This window comes from Pseudomonas sp. NFXW11, assembly GCF_049887815.1.
In the GTDB taxonomy this organism is placed as follows: domain Bacteria; phylum Pseudomonadota; class Gammaproteobacteria; order Pseudomonadales; family Pseudomonadaceae; genus Aquipseudomonas.
The window spans coordinates 1-15,909 of the sequence record NZ_JAGEKI010000007.1; the positions used below are offsets into that span (position 1 = coordinate 1).

19 protein-coding genes are annotated in these 15,909 nt (G+C 63.6%); 14 read left to right on the plus strand and 5 right to left on the minus strand.

Going from position 1 to position 15,909, the window contains the following annotated elements:
* The first annotated feature begins 407 nt into the window (after nt 1–407).
* Together rhtA and J4P02_RS12520 are read left to right on the plus strand one after the other, a co-directional pair.
* Complete coding sequence (gene rhtA / locus J4P02_RS12515) at nt 408–1,295, plus strand: threonine/homoserine exporter RhtA (RefSeq protein ID WP_426190600.1); 888 nt, start codon at nt 408–410, stop codon at nt 1,293–1,295.
* A gap of 156 nt (nt 1,296–1,451) precedes the next feature.
* On the plus strand, nt 1,452–1,733 hold the full coding sequence (locus J4P02_RS12520; RefSeq protein WP_426190602.1) for a hypothetical protein: 282 nt from the start codon (nt 1,452–1,454) through the stop codon (nt 1,731–1,733).
* Nucleotides 1,734–1,742: 9 nt separating this feature from the next.
* On the opposite strand, the gene J4P02_RS12525 is transcribed toward J4P02_RS12520, so the two are convergent.
* Nucleotides 1,743–2,312, minus strand: a complete 570-nt coding sequence (locus J4P02_RS12525) for a TetR/AcrR family transcriptional regulator (protein WP_426190604.1) — start codon at nt 2,310–2,312, stop codon at nt 1,743–1,745.
* A gap of 90 nt (nt 2,313–2,402) precedes the next feature.
* Between J4P02_RS12525 and J4P02_RS12530 the strand changes: the two genes are divergently transcribed.
* Both J4P02_RS12530 and J4P02_RS12535 read left to right on the plus strand, forming a co-directional pair.
* A complete protein-coding gene (locus J4P02_RS12530; RefSeq protein ID WP_426190606.1) occupies nt 2,403–3,143 on the plus strand; it encodes an SDR family oxidoreductase in 741 nt (246 codons plus the stop codon).
* Between the two features lie 36 nt (nt 3,144–3,179).
* Nucleotides 3,180–3,776: a 2-hydroxychromene-2-carboxylate isomerase gene (locus J4P02_RS12535; protein ID WP_426190608.1), complete on the plus strand. Its 597-nt coding sequence runs from the start codon at nt 3,180–3,182 to the stop codon at nt 3,774–3,776.
* A gap of 70 nt (nt 3,777–3,846) precedes the next feature.
* Here J4P02_RS12535 and J4P02_RS12540 read toward each other — a convergent pair whose 3' ends face one another.
* The 4 genes from J4P02_RS12540 to J4P02_RS12555 all read right to left on the minus strand — a co-directional run bounded on the left by J4P02_RS12540 (nt 3,847) and on the right by J4P02_RS12555 (nt 8,032).
* The gene (locus J4P02_RS12540; RefSeq protein ID WP_426190610.1) at nt 3,847–5,655 is read right to left on the minus strand and encodes an aminopeptidase P family protein; all 1,809 of its coding nucleotides are present in this window, start codon (nt 5,653–5,655) and stop codon (nt 3,847–3,849) included.
* A gap of 55 nt (nt 5,656–5,710) precedes the next feature.
* Entirely contained in the window at nt 5,711–6,880 is a 1,170-nt protein-coding gene (locus tag J4P02_RS12545) for a cysteine desulfurase family protein (RefSeq protein WP_426190612.1), read from the minus strand.
* Between the two features lie 328 nt (nt 6,881–7,208).
* Nucleotides 7,209–7,460: a hypothetical protein gene (locus J4P02_RS12550; protein WP_426190614.1), complete on the minus strand. Its 252-nt coding sequence runs from the start codon at nt 7,458–7,460 to the stop codon at nt 7,209–7,211.
* 206 nt (nt 7,461–7,666) lie between these two features.
* Nucleotides 7,667–8,032 (minus strand): antibiotic biosynthesis monooxygenase, encoded by a 366-nt coding sequence (locus J4P02_RS12555; RefSeq protein WP_426190616.1) that lies wholly within the window; start codon nt 8,030–8,032, stop codon nt 7,667–7,669.
* Nucleotides 8,033–8,140: 108 nt separating this feature from the next.
* Between J4P02_RS12555 and soxR the strand changes: the two genes are divergently transcribed.
* The 10 genes from soxR (at nt 8,141) to J4P02_RS12605 (ending at nt 15,830) form a co-directional block, all read left to right on the plus strand.
* The gene (soxR, locus tag J4P02_RS12560; protein WP_426190618.1) at nt 8,141–8,614 is read left to right on the plus strand and encodes a redox-sensitive transcriptional activator SoxR; all 474 of its coding nucleotides are present in this window, start codon (nt 8,141–8,143) and stop codon (nt 8,612–8,614) included.
* Between the two features lie 152 nt (nt 8,615–8,766).
* Entirely contained in the window at nt 8,767–9,234 is a 468-nt protein-coding gene (locus J4P02_RS12565; protein ID WP_426190620.1) for a VOC family protein, read from the plus strand.
* A gap of 348 nt (nt 9,235–9,582) precedes the next feature.
* On the plus strand, nt 9,583–10,806 hold the full coding sequence (locus J4P02_RS12570) for a PepSY-associated TM helix domain-containing protein (protein ID WP_426190622.1): 1,224 nt from the start codon (nt 9,583–9,585) through the stop codon (nt 10,804–10,806).
* Nucleotides 10,803–11,345, plus strand: a complete 543-nt coding sequence (locus J4P02_RS12575; protein ID WP_426190624.1) for a thiamine pyrophosphate-binding protein — start codon at nt 10,803–10,805, stop codon at nt 11,343–11,345. Before J4P02_RS12570 ends, J4P02_RS12575 begins: the two co-directional genes overlap by 4 nt.
* A complete protein-coding gene (locus J4P02_RS12580) occupies nt 11,342–11,680 on the plus strand; it encodes a hypothetical protein (RefSeq protein WP_426190626.1) in 339 nt (112 codons plus the stop codon). The genes J4P02_RS12575 and J4P02_RS12580 overlap by 4 nt, the downstream gene beginning before the upstream one ends.
* Nucleotides 11,677–12,249, plus strand: a complete 573-nt coding sequence (locus J4P02_RS12585) for a DUF6162 family protein (protein WP_426190628.1) — start codon at nt 11,677–11,679, stop codon at nt 12,247–12,249. The genes J4P02_RS12580 and J4P02_RS12585 overlap by 4 nt, the downstream gene beginning before the upstream one ends.
* 37 nt (nt 12,250–12,286) lie before the next feature.
* Nucleotides 12,287–13,216 (plus strand): metal ABC transporter substrate-binding protein, encoded by a 930-nt coding sequence (locus J4P02_RS12590; RefSeq protein ID WP_426190630.1) that lies wholly within the window; start codon nt 12,287–12,289, stop codon nt 13,214–13,216.
* Nucleotides 13,213–13,956 (plus strand): metal ABC transporter ATP-binding protein, encoded by a 744-nt coding sequence (locus tag J4P02_RS12595; protein WP_426190632.1) that lies wholly within the window; start codon nt 13,213–13,215, stop codon nt 13,954–13,956. The genes J4P02_RS12590 and J4P02_RS12595 overlap by 4 nt, the downstream gene beginning before the upstream one ends.
* Nucleotides 13,956–14,855 carry a metal ABC transporter permease gene (locus tag J4P02_RS12600; protein WP_426190634.1) on the plus strand — a complete coding sequence of 300 codons (900 nt, stop codon included), beginning with the start codon at nt 13,956–13,958 and terminating at the stop codon, nt 14,853–14,855. The genes J4P02_RS12595 and J4P02_RS12600 overlap by 1 nt, the downstream gene beginning before the upstream one ends.
* Nucleotides 14,856–15,830, plus strand: coding sequence for a metal ABC transporter solute-binding protein, Zn/Mn family (locus J4P02_RS12605; RefSeq protein WP_426190636.1), 975 nt, complete (start codon nt 14,856–14,858; stop codon nt 15,828–15,830).
* The last annotated feature ends 79 nt before the right edge of the window (nt 15,831–15,909 follow it).

Below are 15,909 nucleotides of genomic sequence, written 5' to 3' on the forward strand. Positions count from 1 at the left end.
TCTCGTTAGCGGGAGGCGAATTCTACAGCGTTACACGCTGCTGTCAACACCTCTTTTTAACCGCTTTCGACCGAGAGGATCGAATCGTTAATAAGGCGAAAACGCACTGCCTTACTCACTGCTTCCGACTTCGATGAACTGAAGACTAAGCGCTGCTGAAACTGATTAACTCATTGAATCTCAAGGAGTTTTCCGTTTCGACTGCGCCGGAATTGGGGCGAATTATAGAGAGATATAATCAGCCGTCAACCGCTATTTTCAATTTTCTATGATTCAGCGCAAAACACCTCGCACACAGCTTCTATATAGAAGACCTAAAAAGTCTTTGCGCAATATATTGCTCATTACCGATTAGTTGAGCATCATGCTCCAGGCGCCCGCCCCCAAATATTCTGGATGACCCCTGCATGAACGACCAACCACGCAGCCTTGCCTCGACCTTGTTTCCGGTGGGGCTGCTACTTATCGCCATGGCCTCGATTCAATCAGGAGCCTCACTGGCCAAAAGCATGTTCCCTGTCGTAGGCGCACAAGGCACAACCACCCTACGACTGATCTTCGCCAGCATCATCATGCTGCTTCTATTAAGACCCTGGCGTGCCAAGTTCACCGCCAAGACCCTGCGCACCGTCATCGTCTACGGGATGGCCCTGGGCGGAATGAACTTCCTCTTCTATATGTCCCTGCGCAGTGTGCCCCTGGGCATTGCCGTCGCCCTGGAATTCACTGGCCCCCTGGCCGTCGCCATCTATGCCTCGCGCAAGGCCATCGACTTCCTGTGGATCGCCTTGGCCATCGTCGGATTGCTATTGCTGATTCCCAGCGGCGCCACCGAAACCAGCCTCGACCTGACAGGCGCAAGCTACGCTCTGGGCGCCGGAGTCTGCTGGGCCCTGTACATTCTGTTTGGACAAAAGGCCGGTGCCGAAAACGGCATTCAGACCGCAGCACTGGGCGTCATGATCGCCGCACTGTTCGTTGCACCGATCGGCATCGTCCATGCTGGCTCGGCCCTGCTGACTCCATCCCTGATCCCCGTTGCACTGGGCGTCGCGGTACTGTCCACCGCCCTCCCCTACAGCCTGGAGATGGTCGCCCTGACCCGCATGCCCGCCCGCACCTTCGGTACCCTGATGAGCATCGAGCCAGCCTTCGGTGCACTTTCCGGCCTGTTGTTCCTGCACGAATACCTTTCCCTGGCGCAGTGGATGGCGATCGCCTGCATCATCCTGGCTTCCGTGGGCGCCACCCTGACCATGCGTCGTGAGTCCAAGCCATTAGTTGCAGTCGATTGACATTCAGCTCTGGTAATTAGCGCTCGATTAAGCCATGTTTAGCCGGCTACTCAACGTCGACCATGGAGATTTACGACAGGGATATCGCACACGCAAGACGACAGGTAATGCAGCCATACCCGGACACCAGATCCGGGGCTAGCGATAAGGACGGGGATGAAACGATTTTTGATACTGTTGGCTGTGCTCGCTATTGCAGGGTGCGCTGCGACCGCGAAAACCGAAGTCAAACGAGGCAAGAAAGGGCTGCATATCAACTGCTCGGGCCTGTCTTCTTCCTGGGACAAGTGCTACACCAAGGCAACCCAGTCCTGCGGCCCCAAAGGCTACAAGGTGATCGCCAAGTCGGGAGATGCCGTGGAAGACCCTGGGGATTACCCCTTCGGCCTGAACCCCGCCGGCTACACCAGCCGCAGCATGATCGTCATCTGCAAATAGCCTCGCCACTCACTCTTCGGGCAGTTGCTGCAACTGCCCGATGATCTGTTCATGACTCGATGCCAGCACCTGCTGCTGAACACTCGGGCTCACCAGCATTCGCGCCACCACCAACGCACCCACGCATTGCGACAGAATCGACCAGGCCAGGCTCTCACTGCCCAGGGTCTGCGCCCAGGCCTGCTGCAAGCGACAGATCCAGTCCTGCGCCTCCTGCCTAACCTCGACACTGCTGCGGGAAATCTCCGCCCCCAGCGCAGGCAGCGCACAACCCGCGTCCGGCTGCTGCAGATGGGCCAGGCTCAGGTACTGCTTCAGGCAGCGCCGCAGTTTTTCCCGATTCTGCTGCCCTTCCCCACCCAAGCGCTCCAGGCTCTGACTCAGTTCACGCTGGACGATCGCGCCAAACAGCTGGTCCTTGGAAGAGAAGTGACTATAAAAAGCCCCACCGCTCAGGCCGATGGCCTTCATCAGGCCATCCACACCGACGCTAGAAAAACCTTCGGTCTTGGCCTGTGCCGCACTGCTGTGCAACAGCCGCTCGCGTGTTTCCTGCTTGTGACCGACTGAATAACGCATTTCCTGATCAACCCCCAGCTTCTTGACGACCGCCAGATCATAGCATAACGTTCGTTTAGCTAACGATCGTTTACTAAAGAGCGAGCCCCCATGACTACTACCCCGAACAACAACAAAGTCGTACTGGTGGTTGGTGCCGGTGATGCCACCGGCGGCGCCATTGCCAAGCGTTTCGCCGCCGAAGGATTCATTGCCTGCGTCACCAGGCGCAGTGCAGACAAACTGCAACCCTTGGTGGACAGCATCCAGCACAGCGGCGGCCAGGCCCATGGCTTTGCCTGCGATGCGCGCAAGGAAGAAGAGGTGGTGGCGCTGATTGAACAGATCGAGACCCAGATCGGCCCGATCGAAGCCTTCGTCTTCAACATCGGCGCCAACGTGCCCTGCAGCATCCTCGAGGAAACCGCGCGCAAGTATTTCAAGATCTGGGAAATGGCCTGCTTCTCCGGCTTCCTCAATGCCCGCGAGGTAGCCAGGCGCATGGCCACCCGCAAACGCGGCACCATCCTGTTCACCGGCGCCACCGCCGGGGTTCGCGGCGCCGCAGGGTTCGCCGCCTTCGCCGGAGCCAAGCACGGCATCCGCGCCCTGGCCCAAAGCATGGCCCGGGAACTGGGACCGCTGAACATTCACGTTGCCCATATCATTGTCGACGGCGCCATCGACACCGACTTCATCCGCACCAGCTTTCCCGAGAAATACGCCCTCAAGGAGCAGGACGGCATCCTCAACCCCGAGCACATCGCCGACAACTACTGGTACCTGCACAGCCAGCCCCGGGACGCCTGGACCTTCGAGCTCGATCTGCGCCCCTGGAACGAACGCTGGTAAGCCCTCCGCCATAACAACAATCAGGGAGTCCGAATCATGAGCAACACCGTGGAATTCTTCTTCGACCTGGGCAGCCCGACCTCCTACCTGGCCCATACCCAATTGCCGAAGATCTGTGCCCAAACCCGCAGCCAGCTGGTCTACCAGCCCATGCTCCTGGGCGGCGTGTTCAAGAGCACCGGCAATGCCTCGCCCATCAGCATCCCCGCCAAGGGGCGCTACATGCTGCAGGACCTGGCACGCTTCGCCCGGCGCTATCAGGTGGAGCTGAACTTCAACCCGCACTTCCCCATCAACACCCTGCTGCTGATGCGAGCCGTCACCGGGGTGCAGTTGCACCTGCCAGAGCGCTTCAATGAGTTCGTCGACTGCCTGTTCCGCGCCCTCTGGGTCGACAAGCGCAACCTCAACGACCCGGCCACCGTGGCCCAGGTCCTGAAGCAGAGCGGTTTCGATCCGCAGCAGATTCTCGACCTGAGCAATGACGAAGGGGTCAAGAACGCCCTCAAGGACAAGACCGAACAAGCACTGCAACGGGGAGTCTTCGGCGCCCCCAGCATGTTCGTGGGGGACCAGCTGTTCTTCGGCCAGGACCGCCTGGACTTCGTCCAGGAAGCCCTGAGCCAGCAGTAACCCGTGTCCCTGGCGAGCACCAGGGACAGCTGCATCAGTAGCACCCGCCTGACGCGGGTGCCGCCTTCCTTCAGATCGCGGCCGTGCGCGCCTGCAACCACTCCAGCGCGGCGCCTTGCAACAACGGGCTCAGGCGCTGGCGCACCTCCTGGTGATAGCCGTTGAACCAGTCACGCTCCTCCTGAGTGAGCAGCGCAGGCTCCAGGCAACGGGTGTCGATCGGGCACAGGGTCAAGGTTTCGAACTTGAGGAACTCGCCGAACTCGCTGCTTCCCGCCTCACGGTTCAACACCAGGTTCTCGATCCGCACCCCCCAACGCCCAGGGCGATAAGTCCCCGGTTCCACAGAGGTGATCATCCCCGGCTGCATCGCGGTTTGCGGCGCCGGCGCTGCCTGATAGGCAATCACCTGCGGGCCCTCATGCACATTCAGGAAATAACCCACGCCATGTCCAGTGCCGTGCCCGTAATCCACGCCTTCGGCCCAGATCGGCGCCCGGGCGATGGCATCCAGCAAGGGCGAAAGAATGCCCCGCGGGAACTGCGCCCGGGACAAGGCAATCACGCCCTTGAGCACCCGGGTACAATCGCGCTTCTGCTCGGCGCTCGGCGTACCGATCGGCACCATCCGGGTGATATCCGTGGTGCCCCCCAGGTACTGGCCACCAGAGTCGATCAACAGCAAGCCATCACCCTCGATCACCGCGTGCTCCTCCGGTGTCGCGTGGTAATGCGGCATGGCGCCATTGGCGTTGAACGCCGCGATGGTGTTGAAGCTCAGGGACACATACCCCGGCCGCCGCTCCCGCGCCGCCGTCAGGTGCTCATCGATGCTCAGCTCGGTAATGCGTTCACGCCCCAGTGCGCTCTCCAGCCAGGCGAAGAATTCACACAGCGCCGCGCCGTCCTGCTCCATGGCCTGACGAATATGCTCGGCGTCCGCCAGGCTCTTGCGCGACTTGGCCAGAGTGGTGGGATTGAGCCCTTCCAGCAGCTGCACTCCAGAACGCAGATGGTCCAGCAGGCCACAGGTCACCCGCGCCGGGTCGATCTGCAAGGTCGCGCCCTCGGGCACTTCACCCAGCGCCGCCGCCACCTCCGAGTAATCCCGCAGGTTGACCCCATCCGCCTCGAGCACGCCGCGCAACTGCGCATCGACCTTGTCCAGGGCCACGAACAAAGTGGCCTGCTGCTGGCCGATCAGGGCGAAGGACACAAACACCGGGTTGAAGGAAACATCGGCGCCGCGCAGGTTGAACAGCCAGGCGATGTCATCCAGGGTGGCGATGAAATGCCAGTCTGCGCCGCGCTCCTTGAGCGCTTCACGCAAACTGCCAAGCTTCTCGGCACGGCTCAGGGTTGCCTGCGGCGGCAGATGCTCATACACCGGCTGATCCGGCAAGGCCGGGCGATCGCTCCAGGCCTCCAGCAACAGATCGATATCGGTACGCAGGCGGGCTCCGCGCTCCTGCAACTTGCCGCCCAGGGTACGGGCCGAGGCCACCGCCATCACCGCGCCATCCACCGCCACCACCGCACCCTGCGGCGTCTGCTCGGCCAGCCAGTCCAGGGGCCCGGGCTGCCCCGGCTGCAATTTCACCAGCTCGATGCCGCTGCCCTTGAGCTCCTTGCTGGCCTGCTCCCAGTAACGGCTGTCGGCCCAGACCCCGGCGAAATCCGCGGTCACGATCAGGGTGCCCACCGAGCCATGAAAGCCCGACAACCACTGGCGCCCCTGCCAGTAACCGGGCAGGTATTCGGAAAGGTGCGGATCGGCCGAAGGTACCAGCAAGGCATGAATGCCCTCGCGGCTCATCAATTGGCGCACACGCGCCAGGCGCTGGGGGACCACTCCTTGGGTCGATGGCTGGGTACTCATTGTGTCTCCTTAACCGGCTTAATCATTGTTATATGAGGTCGAGATCACTCGCCCTTCAGGGTTGGGCCCCGGCCCAGAATGCCGGGGCAGCGGCGCAGGCCGCCTTGATCAACTGTGCCGCGCGGTCCACATCCTCTTCACCGGTAAAACGCCCGAGGCTCAGACGTATGGTGCGACCGGCCAAGCGGGCGTCATATCCCAGGGCCAGCAGCACGTGGGAAGGCGCATTGCTCGCCGAGTTGCAGGCCGAGGTCGCGGAAAACGCCAGGGATGCACTCAAGGCCGCGGCATCGAAAGAACCTTCAGTAAAGGTCAGGCTCAGGGTATGGGGAATGCGTTGGCAGGCACTGCCATTCAAGCGCAGGCCGGCGATCCCCGCCAGTTGCTCCAGCAAACGCTGGCGCAAGCGAATGATGCTTGTGGTTTCTTCTTCGAACAGCTCACCAGCCAGGGCAAAAGCTGCGCCCATGGCGGCAATCTGATGGGTCGCCAAAGTCCCGGAACGCAAGCCGCCCTCGTGGCCGCCGCCATGCATCTGCGCCTGCAAGCGCTGCTGCGCCCGCGGCCCAACATACAGCGCACCGATACCCTTGGGGCCATACAGCTTGTGCGCGGAAAACGACATCAGGTCCACCGGCCACTGGGCCAAGTCGATGACCACCTTGCCCGCGCCCTGGGCCGCGTCCACATGCAGCAGCGCACCCCGCTCACGCACCAACTGGCCGATGGCAGGGATATCGTTGAGGGTGCCGAGCTCGTTGTTGACCAGCATCAGCGACACCAGAAAGGTGTCCTCGCGCCAGGCCTCACTCAGCGCCTGGGCGCTGATCAGGCCATCGGCATCCGGCGTCAGGTAGGTCACCGCCACCCCACTGCCCTGCAACTGGTGCAGAGTATCGAGCACCGCCTTGTGCTCGATCTGGCTGCTGATGATATGCCCACCACTCAGCCCCCGCGCCTGCACCACCCCCTTGAGCGCCAGGTTGTTGGATTCGGTGGCGCCGGAGGTCCAAACCATCTGCTGCGGCTGGGCGCCGACCAACTGTGCCACTTGCTGCCGGGCATGCTCGACAGTGCGTCGCGCCTGCTGGCCAAAGGCATGGGAGCTGGAGGCTGGATTGCCGAAGTTGGCGTTGAACCCGAGGCACTCCAGCATCACCTGGATCACCCGCTCATCCACCGGGGTGGTGGCGGCATAGTCGAAATAAACAGGACGTTGGTTCATGACTTGAAAACCCGCAGAGCTTGTTCCTCGAGCGAAATTGGCTTTGAGGCCGCAATGCCATCAGCCGGCATACCAGGATGACGGCTGGGCAGGGCCTCGAAGCAATACCGCTCGAATGCAGTTAAAGGAATACAACTTCACTCAAAAGTGCGTAGGAACGCTCCTGGGGACGCAGCTTAACAGGCTCGGGGCTTGTGCCTGAAGCGCCACTCAACTCATGTTTTCCAGCAACAAGGACAGCCGGGACACCACCAGCATGGTGTGGTTGGGCCCCGGGGGGCTAAGCCCCATGGACAGCTGTGTAAAACTTCAATCCCTACAGCGGCCTTCAACTGGCCGGATGATGACGGCTGACAGTGCTCTGGGCGCTCATCTCACCCTGACCATCGAAAGGCGCAGGCAGCCCCAGCAATTGGGCTTTTTTCTGCTGGTACTCGTCGAACGACAAACCACGCCGGCTCAATGCCTCCAGGGCCAGCTCACGGGTTTCCTCGGCGCTATAAGGACGCAATTCCGGAGCACCCGGGCTGGCGCAGCCGGCCAGCACAGCCATTAACAGAACAAGGGAAACAGCCTTCATGACAAGCACCTGCAGCGGGTTGCGAACAATGGACACAGGCTACTCCCGGGCCCACAGCGGCAAAAATCACCCCGCTCGATAGTCGCTATCGACTGCCACACAAGCCGGCATCGGCGCCTTAGTCGATCCCTGTTGGAGACCGCACCGCTCACCCTGGAAAACGGCCTTCAGCGGTGCTGCCAGCGAGTCCCCCCGCACCTGTCGACCTAGCCCGGCAGAGCGCAATGCAAGGCATTGTCCTGGCTGCGAGCGATGCTCTGCAGCACCTGGAAGGAGCCGAAGGTCACCGTCTTGGCCTTGTGTGCGAGGATCAGTTGCCAGAAATCCTGTTCACCGCTCTCGAAACTCTGGAACGCCGCTTCACCGGCCTCCCGGGTTTGCCATTGCAGGTAATTGAGCACCCGCCGACCATCATCGCTGGCCTGCACGCTGGCGCTGAGAAAACCGCCGTAACCCTGGGCCAGGCGCTCGGTCTGCTCGGACAGGGCCAGCACCAGGGCCTCCTGCTGGTGAGGTTCGATCTCGAATTCAATCAACTGGGTGAAACTGCGATTTCTCTCAAACGCGGCCATGGACGGCTCCCTACTGCGTGCGGACGGAATATTGCGATGGAATGCGCCGCAGGGTAAAACCTCTAGTTAAGTCAAGGTCAAGCGCGTTTTTCACTCTGGTGCCATTCAATGATCGAACCCGAAGCCGTCCACAAGGAACTGACCGTTGGCCAACTCTCGGCCCGCAGCGGCGTGGCCGTCACTGCGCTGCATTTCTACGAAACCAAGGGCTTGATCAGCAGCCACCGCAACGCCGGCAACCAGCGGCGCTACTCGCGCTCGGTGCTGCGCCGGGTGGCCCTGATCAAGGTCGCGCAACGCCTGGGCATTCCCCTGGCGGAGATCGGCCAGGCGCTCAAGACCCTGCCCGCCGACCGCGCCCCCAGTGCCGCAGACTGGCAACGCCTGTCGGAACAATGGAGCCGCGAACTGGACGAGCGCATCCGCCAATTGAGCCTGCTGCGCGAGCGCCTGAACCTGTGCATTGGCTGTGGCTGCCTGTCCATGGAAGGTTGCCCGCTGCGCAACCACAGCGATTACCTGGGCGACAGCGGCCCAGGCGCGCGCCTGCTCGAGCCCCATGCCCCCGACGAAACGCCCTAGGCGAATGGGCTATAGCCGGGGCATCCGTCAGTCACTGTTGTTCGACAACATTTCGTCGGTGCGGGCCGGCGTCGATGAGTACCGGGTATAGAGTGAAACTTGGTCGATCCGGCGACGGAATCGTTCCCACCCCACCCGCAAGGAGCATCTCGATGAGCGTAAAACCCATTCCAGAAGGCTTCATCGGCGTCACCCCCTACCTGGGCATCAAGCAAGCCGCCGAAGCCATCGAGTTCTACAAGAAAGCCTTCGACGCCGAGCAAATCATGCGCCTGGACATGCCCGACGGCAGTGTCGGCCATGCCGAGCTGCGCATCGGCGGCTCCACCATCATGCTCGGCAGCCCCTGCGAGGCAACCCCCATGGCCAGCCCCGAGGCCCACAAGACCTCGGTCGGCCTGCACCTGTACGTCGAAGATGTCGACCGCAGCTTTGCCCGGGCGGTGGCGGCGGGCGGAGTTGCAGTAGAACCCGTGAAGAACCAGTTCTATGGCGACCGCAGCGGCAGCCTGCGCGACCCGTTCGGGCATGTCTGGTTTCTGGCCAGCCGCCAGGAAAACCTGAGCATCGAGGAAATCAACCGCCGGGCGCGGGAGATGTACCTGCAAAACGCGGGTTGAGCCCTGTATCACCGGCCCCAACACCTGTAGGAGCCGGCTTGCCGGCGAAGGCGGTCTTGCGGACCTATTCGCTGGCAAGCCAGCTCCTACGGCGCCAGGCATGCCATCGGCAAATCCCATCGACAGCGTGCACCTTGGCCAAATCTAAATCCCCGAAACCACCGGTTTTCGGGGCTTTCGCGGCTTTGTTACATTTACTTTCATATCGCCTTTCGGGATTTACGATTCTCATTCGTCTTAATTAGATGCAGCAGGCCGCGTTGGCCACGGCCATGCCCGGTGCCTTTGTGCTCGGCTTGAGCTCAGGCTCCAACGCCGCTCCACTCCTCGAATCAAGACGCCCACTCAATGTCGAAGAAGTCCCGTTCAAAAATCTGGTTTCTGGTCCATAGCTGGCTGGCCCTGCCTATCTGGTTCTTTGTGCTGATTGTCTGTGTCACCGGCACCCTGGCGGTGGTCAGCCAGGAAATCGTCTGGCTGGCCAACCCCGACGTGCGCGCCAGCAAACCCAGCGATGACGCGCAACCGCTGAACTACGACCAGATCGTCCAGGCCATCCAGCGCGCCGAGCCCCAGACCCGGGTGGACACCATCATCACCCCGGACGAAAGCCATTTCGCCCTGAGCGTCAGCGTCAGCTACCCGGACGGCCGCTCGCCAACCCTCTACGTCAACCCCTACACCGGGGCCATCCAGGGCAGCAGCCCGGAGTTCGATTTCCAGGCATTCACCCGTGCCCTGCATGGCTGGTGGCTGGTGCCCTTCACCAATGGCTACAGCTGGGGTTGGTACCTGGTGTCGCTGCTGGGCCTGCCGATGCTGGTGTCACTGATCACTGGCCTGGTGGTCTACAAGAAGTTCTGGAAGGGCTTTCTCAAGCCGACCCTGCGCCTGCGCCACGGCGCGCGGATCTTCTGGGGCGACTTCCATCGCCTGAGCGGCATCTGGTCGATCTGGTTTATCGCGGTGATCTCCATCACCGGCGTCTGGTTCCTGATCCGCGCCATCCTCGCTGACAACCACATCAGCATTTCCAGCGAACCCATAGTCCCAGTGATCGCCCGCGAACAGGTGCCGGTCACCGCCGACGGCAGCCCGTCGCCGATGATCAGCCTGGACCAGGCCATCGGCATCGCCACGCAGAAGATCCCCGGTTTCGACATCAGCTTCGTCAGCCTGCCGAGCAACGCCTACAGCCACCTGTTCGTCGGTGGTCGCGGCTGGTACCCGCTGATGTACCAGACCGCCAACATCAACCCCTACACCGGCTCCCTGGACTCCTCATACCTGCTGGGCGACCGCAGCACCCTGGAATTCGTCACCGAATCCATGCGCCCCCTGCACACCGGTGATTTCGGCGGCATCTGGGTCAAGCTGATCTGGTTCTTCTTCGGCCTGGTGCTGAGCATGATGGTGTTGAGCGGCCTGCTGATCTGGACCAAGCGCACCGCCCTGGCCACCGCCAATGCCCTCAAGCGCGAAGCGAAAGCCGCCCGCGCCCGCCCCGCCGGCAAACCCGCGCCAACCCCGGCACCGGCGCTGAGCATCGAAACCTCGGAGGGCCGCCTGTGAGCCAGTCCAGTAGCCCAACCCCAGCCTCGCCCCTGAGCCGGCTGTGGCACAAATGGCGTTTCCACCTGAACATCCTGCTGTTGCTGATTCCCCTGGGCTTCATGCCCAAGTACTTCGCCGATGCCTCGCTGTTTCGTGGCGACAGCGGCCTGGGCGAGCGGGAGATCGGTGAGATCCAGGTCGGCCCCTGGAGCCTGCGCCTGGCCGAACTGCGCGATGAAGCACCGCTCAGCGACGGTCCCGCCGGTTACCTGAAAAGCTTCAACGCCGCCCTGTGCCAGGCCTGCATCGAGCCGGTCAAGGCCACCTACCTGCGCATTGGCAAGCCCCGCAGCCTGCGCGCCGCCGGGGTGATCTTCTTCGGCAGCCCGTACCGCATGGGTGCCAGCCTGCCGGTCCCGGAAAAGACCCAGGCCGACGCCGAACTGTGGATCACCCTCGAAGGCTGGGACGGCAGCATGCACCAGGCATCCATTCCACTGAGCCAGGCATCACCGGCCACGGTGGCCTGGCTCGAAAAACAAGGAGGCAAACGATGATCTGCGCAGTATCCCCACGGCGTCTTGGCGCCCTGGCCCTGTTGCTGCTGGGCGCAGCCTTCAGCCACAGTGCCCTGGCCCACAACCCGTTGTGCCAATGCAAGGCCATAGACGCCGAGCAAATCCGCTGCACCGGCGGCTTCTCCGATGGCAGCGGCGCCCCCGGGGTGACCCTGGACGTGATCGGCTACGACGAAACCATCCTGGTGCCAGGCAAGCTCGGCAGCGACTCGACCCTGACCTTCAAAAAGCCTTCCGCCGAGTTCTACGTGCTCTTCGACGCCGGCCCCGGCCACGTGGTGGAGATCGACCAAGCGGATATCGAGGCCCCATGAACCCAGCCAGCACCCAGGTCGTGCGCCCCGCCGGCGCCGGCCACGAAACCCTCTACGTCCTGCTGCTGTGCGCGCTGATTCTGAGCGTGGCGGCCACGGTGGTGCTGTGGCGTGGCGAGAAGAGCGAAAGCCAGAGCCTGGCCAGCCACCAGCTCGATGCCCGCCGCGACCTCAGCGCCGGGGAACAGGGCATCTACGCCGACCTGCGGGTGACCCTCGACGAAATCCGCCTGCTGCAGGCCGAAAGCCAGGCCCTGCCGAGCCCCGAGGAGCTGGCCGCCGAAGGCTTCGCGCCCTTCGCCCAGGACGCCAGCTCGGTCAGCCGCGGTGGCCATGCCTGGCAACTGCAGGGCCAGGCCTACCTGGGCCTGAGCCACAACCCGCAAGTGGCCGGTTCGTTCCTGATGCACATCGCTGCCGATGCACCGGACAAGGTGGAAATCTGGCTCAACCGCAGCCCCTCCGCGCCCCTCCCCAAGGCACTGGACGAGCAACAGCTGATCAGCGCCGGCTGGCAACAGGTGGTCGCGCAATTCGATGCCGGAGTGACCCGCCAGCATCGTCACTGAACCCTTGCATTCACCCCCAGAAGAAGACCGCTAGCCCATGCCTATTTCATCGCAACGCCGCCCCTTCCTGCGGGTGCTGCTGGTCAGCCTGCTGGCCCTGGTGTTCAGCCCCCTGGCCAGCGCCGATCCGGCCAAGCGCCTGCGCATCGGCATCACCCTGCACCCCTACTACAGCTACGTGGCCAATATCGTCGGCGACAAGGCCGAAGTGGTGCCGCTGATCCCCGCCGGTTTCAACCCCCACGCCTACGAACCCCGGGCCGAGGACATCAAGCGCATCGGCGGCCTGGACGTGATAGTGCTCAACGGCGTGGGCCACGATGACTTCGCCGACCGCATGATCGCCGCCAGCGAGCGCCCGGACATCCCGCTGATCGAAGCCAACGAAAACGTGCCGCTGCTGGCCGCCACCGGGGTCGCCGCCCGTGGCGCCGGCAAGGTGGTCAACCCGCACACCTTCCTCTCCATCAGCGCCTCCATCGCCCAGGTCAACAACATCGCCCGGGAGCTGGGCAAGATGGACCCGGCCAACGCCAAGACCTACACCCAGAACGCCCGCGCCTACGGCAAGCGCCTGCGGCAGATGCGCGCCGACGCCCTGGCCAAGCTGACCCAGGCGCCCAACGCCGACCTGCGGGTGGCCACGGTGCATGCCGCCTACGACTACCTGCTGCGCGAGTTCGGCCTGCAAGTCACCGCGGTGGTGGAACCGGCCCACGGCATCGAGCCCAGCCCCAGCCAATTGAAGAAGACCATCGACCAACTGCGCGAGCTGGACGTCAAGGTGATCTTCTCGGAAATGGACTTCCCCTCCACCTACGTCGACACCATCCAGCGCGAGTCCGGGGTCAAGCTCTACCCGCTGTCGCACATTTCCTACGGCGACTACAGCGCCGAGAAATACGAGAAGGAAATGAAGGGCAACCTCGACACCGTGGTCCGCGCCATCCAGGAGGCCGGCGCATGACCGCCATCGAAACCCTGCAGCGCGGCCCGGCCATCGAATTCGACCAGGTCAGCCTGACCCTGGGCCGCACCACCATCCTCGACCACGTCACCTTCCAGGTGCAGCCCGGCAAGGTGCATGCGCTGGTGGGCCCCAATGGCGGCGGCAAGAGCTCGCTGATCAAGACCCTGCTGGGGCAGATGCCGCACCAGGGCCAGTTGCGCCTGCAATGGCCGGATGCCCCCGGCACCATCGGCTACGTGCCCCAGGCCCTGGAGTTCGACCGTGGCCTGCCGATGACCGTGGACGATTTCATGGCCGCCATGTGCCAGCGCCGCCCGGCCTTTCTCGGCCTTAGCCGGCACTACGCCCAGGCCATAGGCGAGGCCCTGGAACGGGTTGGCATGCAAGACAAGCGCAAGCGCCGCATGGGCGCGCTGTCCGGCGGTGAACGCCAGCGCGTGCTGCTGGCCCAGGGCCTGATCCCGGCGCCGCAACTCTTGGTGCTGGATGAACCCATGTCGGCCCTGGACGAAGCCGGTATCCAGGTCTTCGAACGCCTGCTCCACGACTGGCGCCAGAGCGGCATCACCCTCTTGTGGATCGAGCACGACCTGGAAGCTGTGGGGCGCCTGGCGGATCGGGTCACCGGCCTCAACCGGCGGGTGCTGTTCGACGGCCCGGCGCAGCAGACCCTGACCCCGGAACGCCTGCTCAGCCTGTTCTCCACCCACCCACGTACTGCCGGGAGTGCCGCCTGATGAGCTATGAAGCTGTTCGCCTGATGATCCAGGGCTGGGCCTCCTCCGGTTACCTGCCAGAAGCCCTGGCCTATGGCTTTGTGGTCAACGCGCTGCTGGCCGGGCTGCTGATCGGCCCGGTGCTCGGCGGCCTGGGCACCCTGGTGGTGGTCAAGCGCTTCGCCTTCTTCTCCGAAGCGGTGGGCCACGCCGCCCTCACCGGGGTGGCCATCGGCATCCTGCTGGGCGAACCCTACACCGGCCCCTATGGCAGCCTGTTCGGCTACTGCCTGCTGTTCGGCATCCTGCTCAACTACCTGCGCAACCGCACCGGCCTGGCCCCGGACACCCTGATCGGGGTGTTTCTTTCGGTGTCCCTGGCCCTGGGCGCCAGCCTGCTGCTGATCCTGGCCGGCAAGATCAACGTGCACATCCTCGAGAACGTACTGTTCGGCTCGGTGCTCACGGTCAACGGCAACGACCTGCTGGTGCTGCTGGTGGTCGGCGCCCTGGTGCTGGGCCTGAGCCTGCCGTTGTACAACCGCATCATGCTGGCCAGCTTCAACCCGCAGCTGGCGGCGGTGCGCGGGGTGGCGGTGAAGGCCCTGGACTACCTGTTCGTGATCCTGGTAACGCTGATCACCGTGGCCGCGGTCAAGGTCATAGGCGCTATCCTGGTGGGCGCGCTGCTGGTGATCCCGGCCGCGGCGGCGCGCCTGCTTAGCCAGTCGCTCAAGGGCTTCTTCTGGATCTCGGTGCTGATCGCCACCGTAAGCACCCTGTGCGGCATCCTGCTGCCAATCGTCTTCGACCTGCCGGTGCCTTCCGGCGCCGCGATCATCCTGGTGGCCGGCGTCGCCTTCGCCCTGGCCGCCATCGCCCGGGGCACCGTCCCCAGCCTGAAAGGGAATATCGGATAAATGCGCACGCCATTCGCTCACCTGAGCCTCGCCCTGGTCCTCGGCACCCTGCTCGCCGCCCCGGCCCAGGCCGAGCGTGACCACTTCGAACCGATGCGCATGCTGGCCAACAGCGGCATGGGCAACACCGCGCTGCACAGCGCCACCTCCAGCAAGCCGCTGACCGTGCTCGCCGCCTTGCCGGTGACCTTCGGCCTCGGCCAGCTGCTGCTGCAAGGCACCGAAGTCAAGCTGGAACGGGCGGCCCCGGCCAACCTGCCCGGCTCGCGGCAAACCGCCTATTTCACCGGACGCGGCGCCCCGGCCCTGGCCAAGCAGGCACAAGAGGCCGACGCGGTGATCGGCCTGCGCTCGATCTGGGCCGACGATCCGCTGTACCCCAACGCTCGGCGCAGCAATATCCGCATCATCGAGATCGACGCCGCGCGCCCGGTGGACGGCGCCCTGCCCGGGGTGGCCCTGCAACCGGGGCAGAGCGATGGCCTGAGCGCCCAACCCTGGCAATCGAGCAACAACCTGGGGCGCATGGCCGACGTGCTGGCGGCCGACCTCGGGCGCCTGGCCCCCGAGGCCAAGCCACAGATCGACAGCAACCTGGCCAACCTCAAGCAGCGCCTGCTAAAACTCAGCGCCGACAGCGAGGCACGCCTGGCCGAGGCCGACAACCTCAGCGTGCTGAGCCTGTCCGAGCATTTCGGCTACCTGGTCAGTGGCCTCAACCTGGAACTGGTGGCAGTGGATGCCCGCGCCGACAACGAGTGGACGGCCGACGCCCTGCAGCAGTTGCAAGCCCGGCTCAAGGAGCAGGATGTAGCCATTGTGCTGCACCATCGCCAGCCCTCCGATGCCCTGAAGGCCGCCATCAGCGCCGGCGGCAGCCAGTTGCTGGTACTGCAAACCGATGGCGCCGACCCACTGAGCGAACTGCAAGGCAACCTGCAACAAGTCACCCAGGCCCTGGCCCCGAAAAGCTGAGCCTCCCGCCTATCGCCGCTGCCGCCTACTGGGCGGCGGCGCTTACACATTCCCTGAAGATTGTGCCCATTGCCCGGTG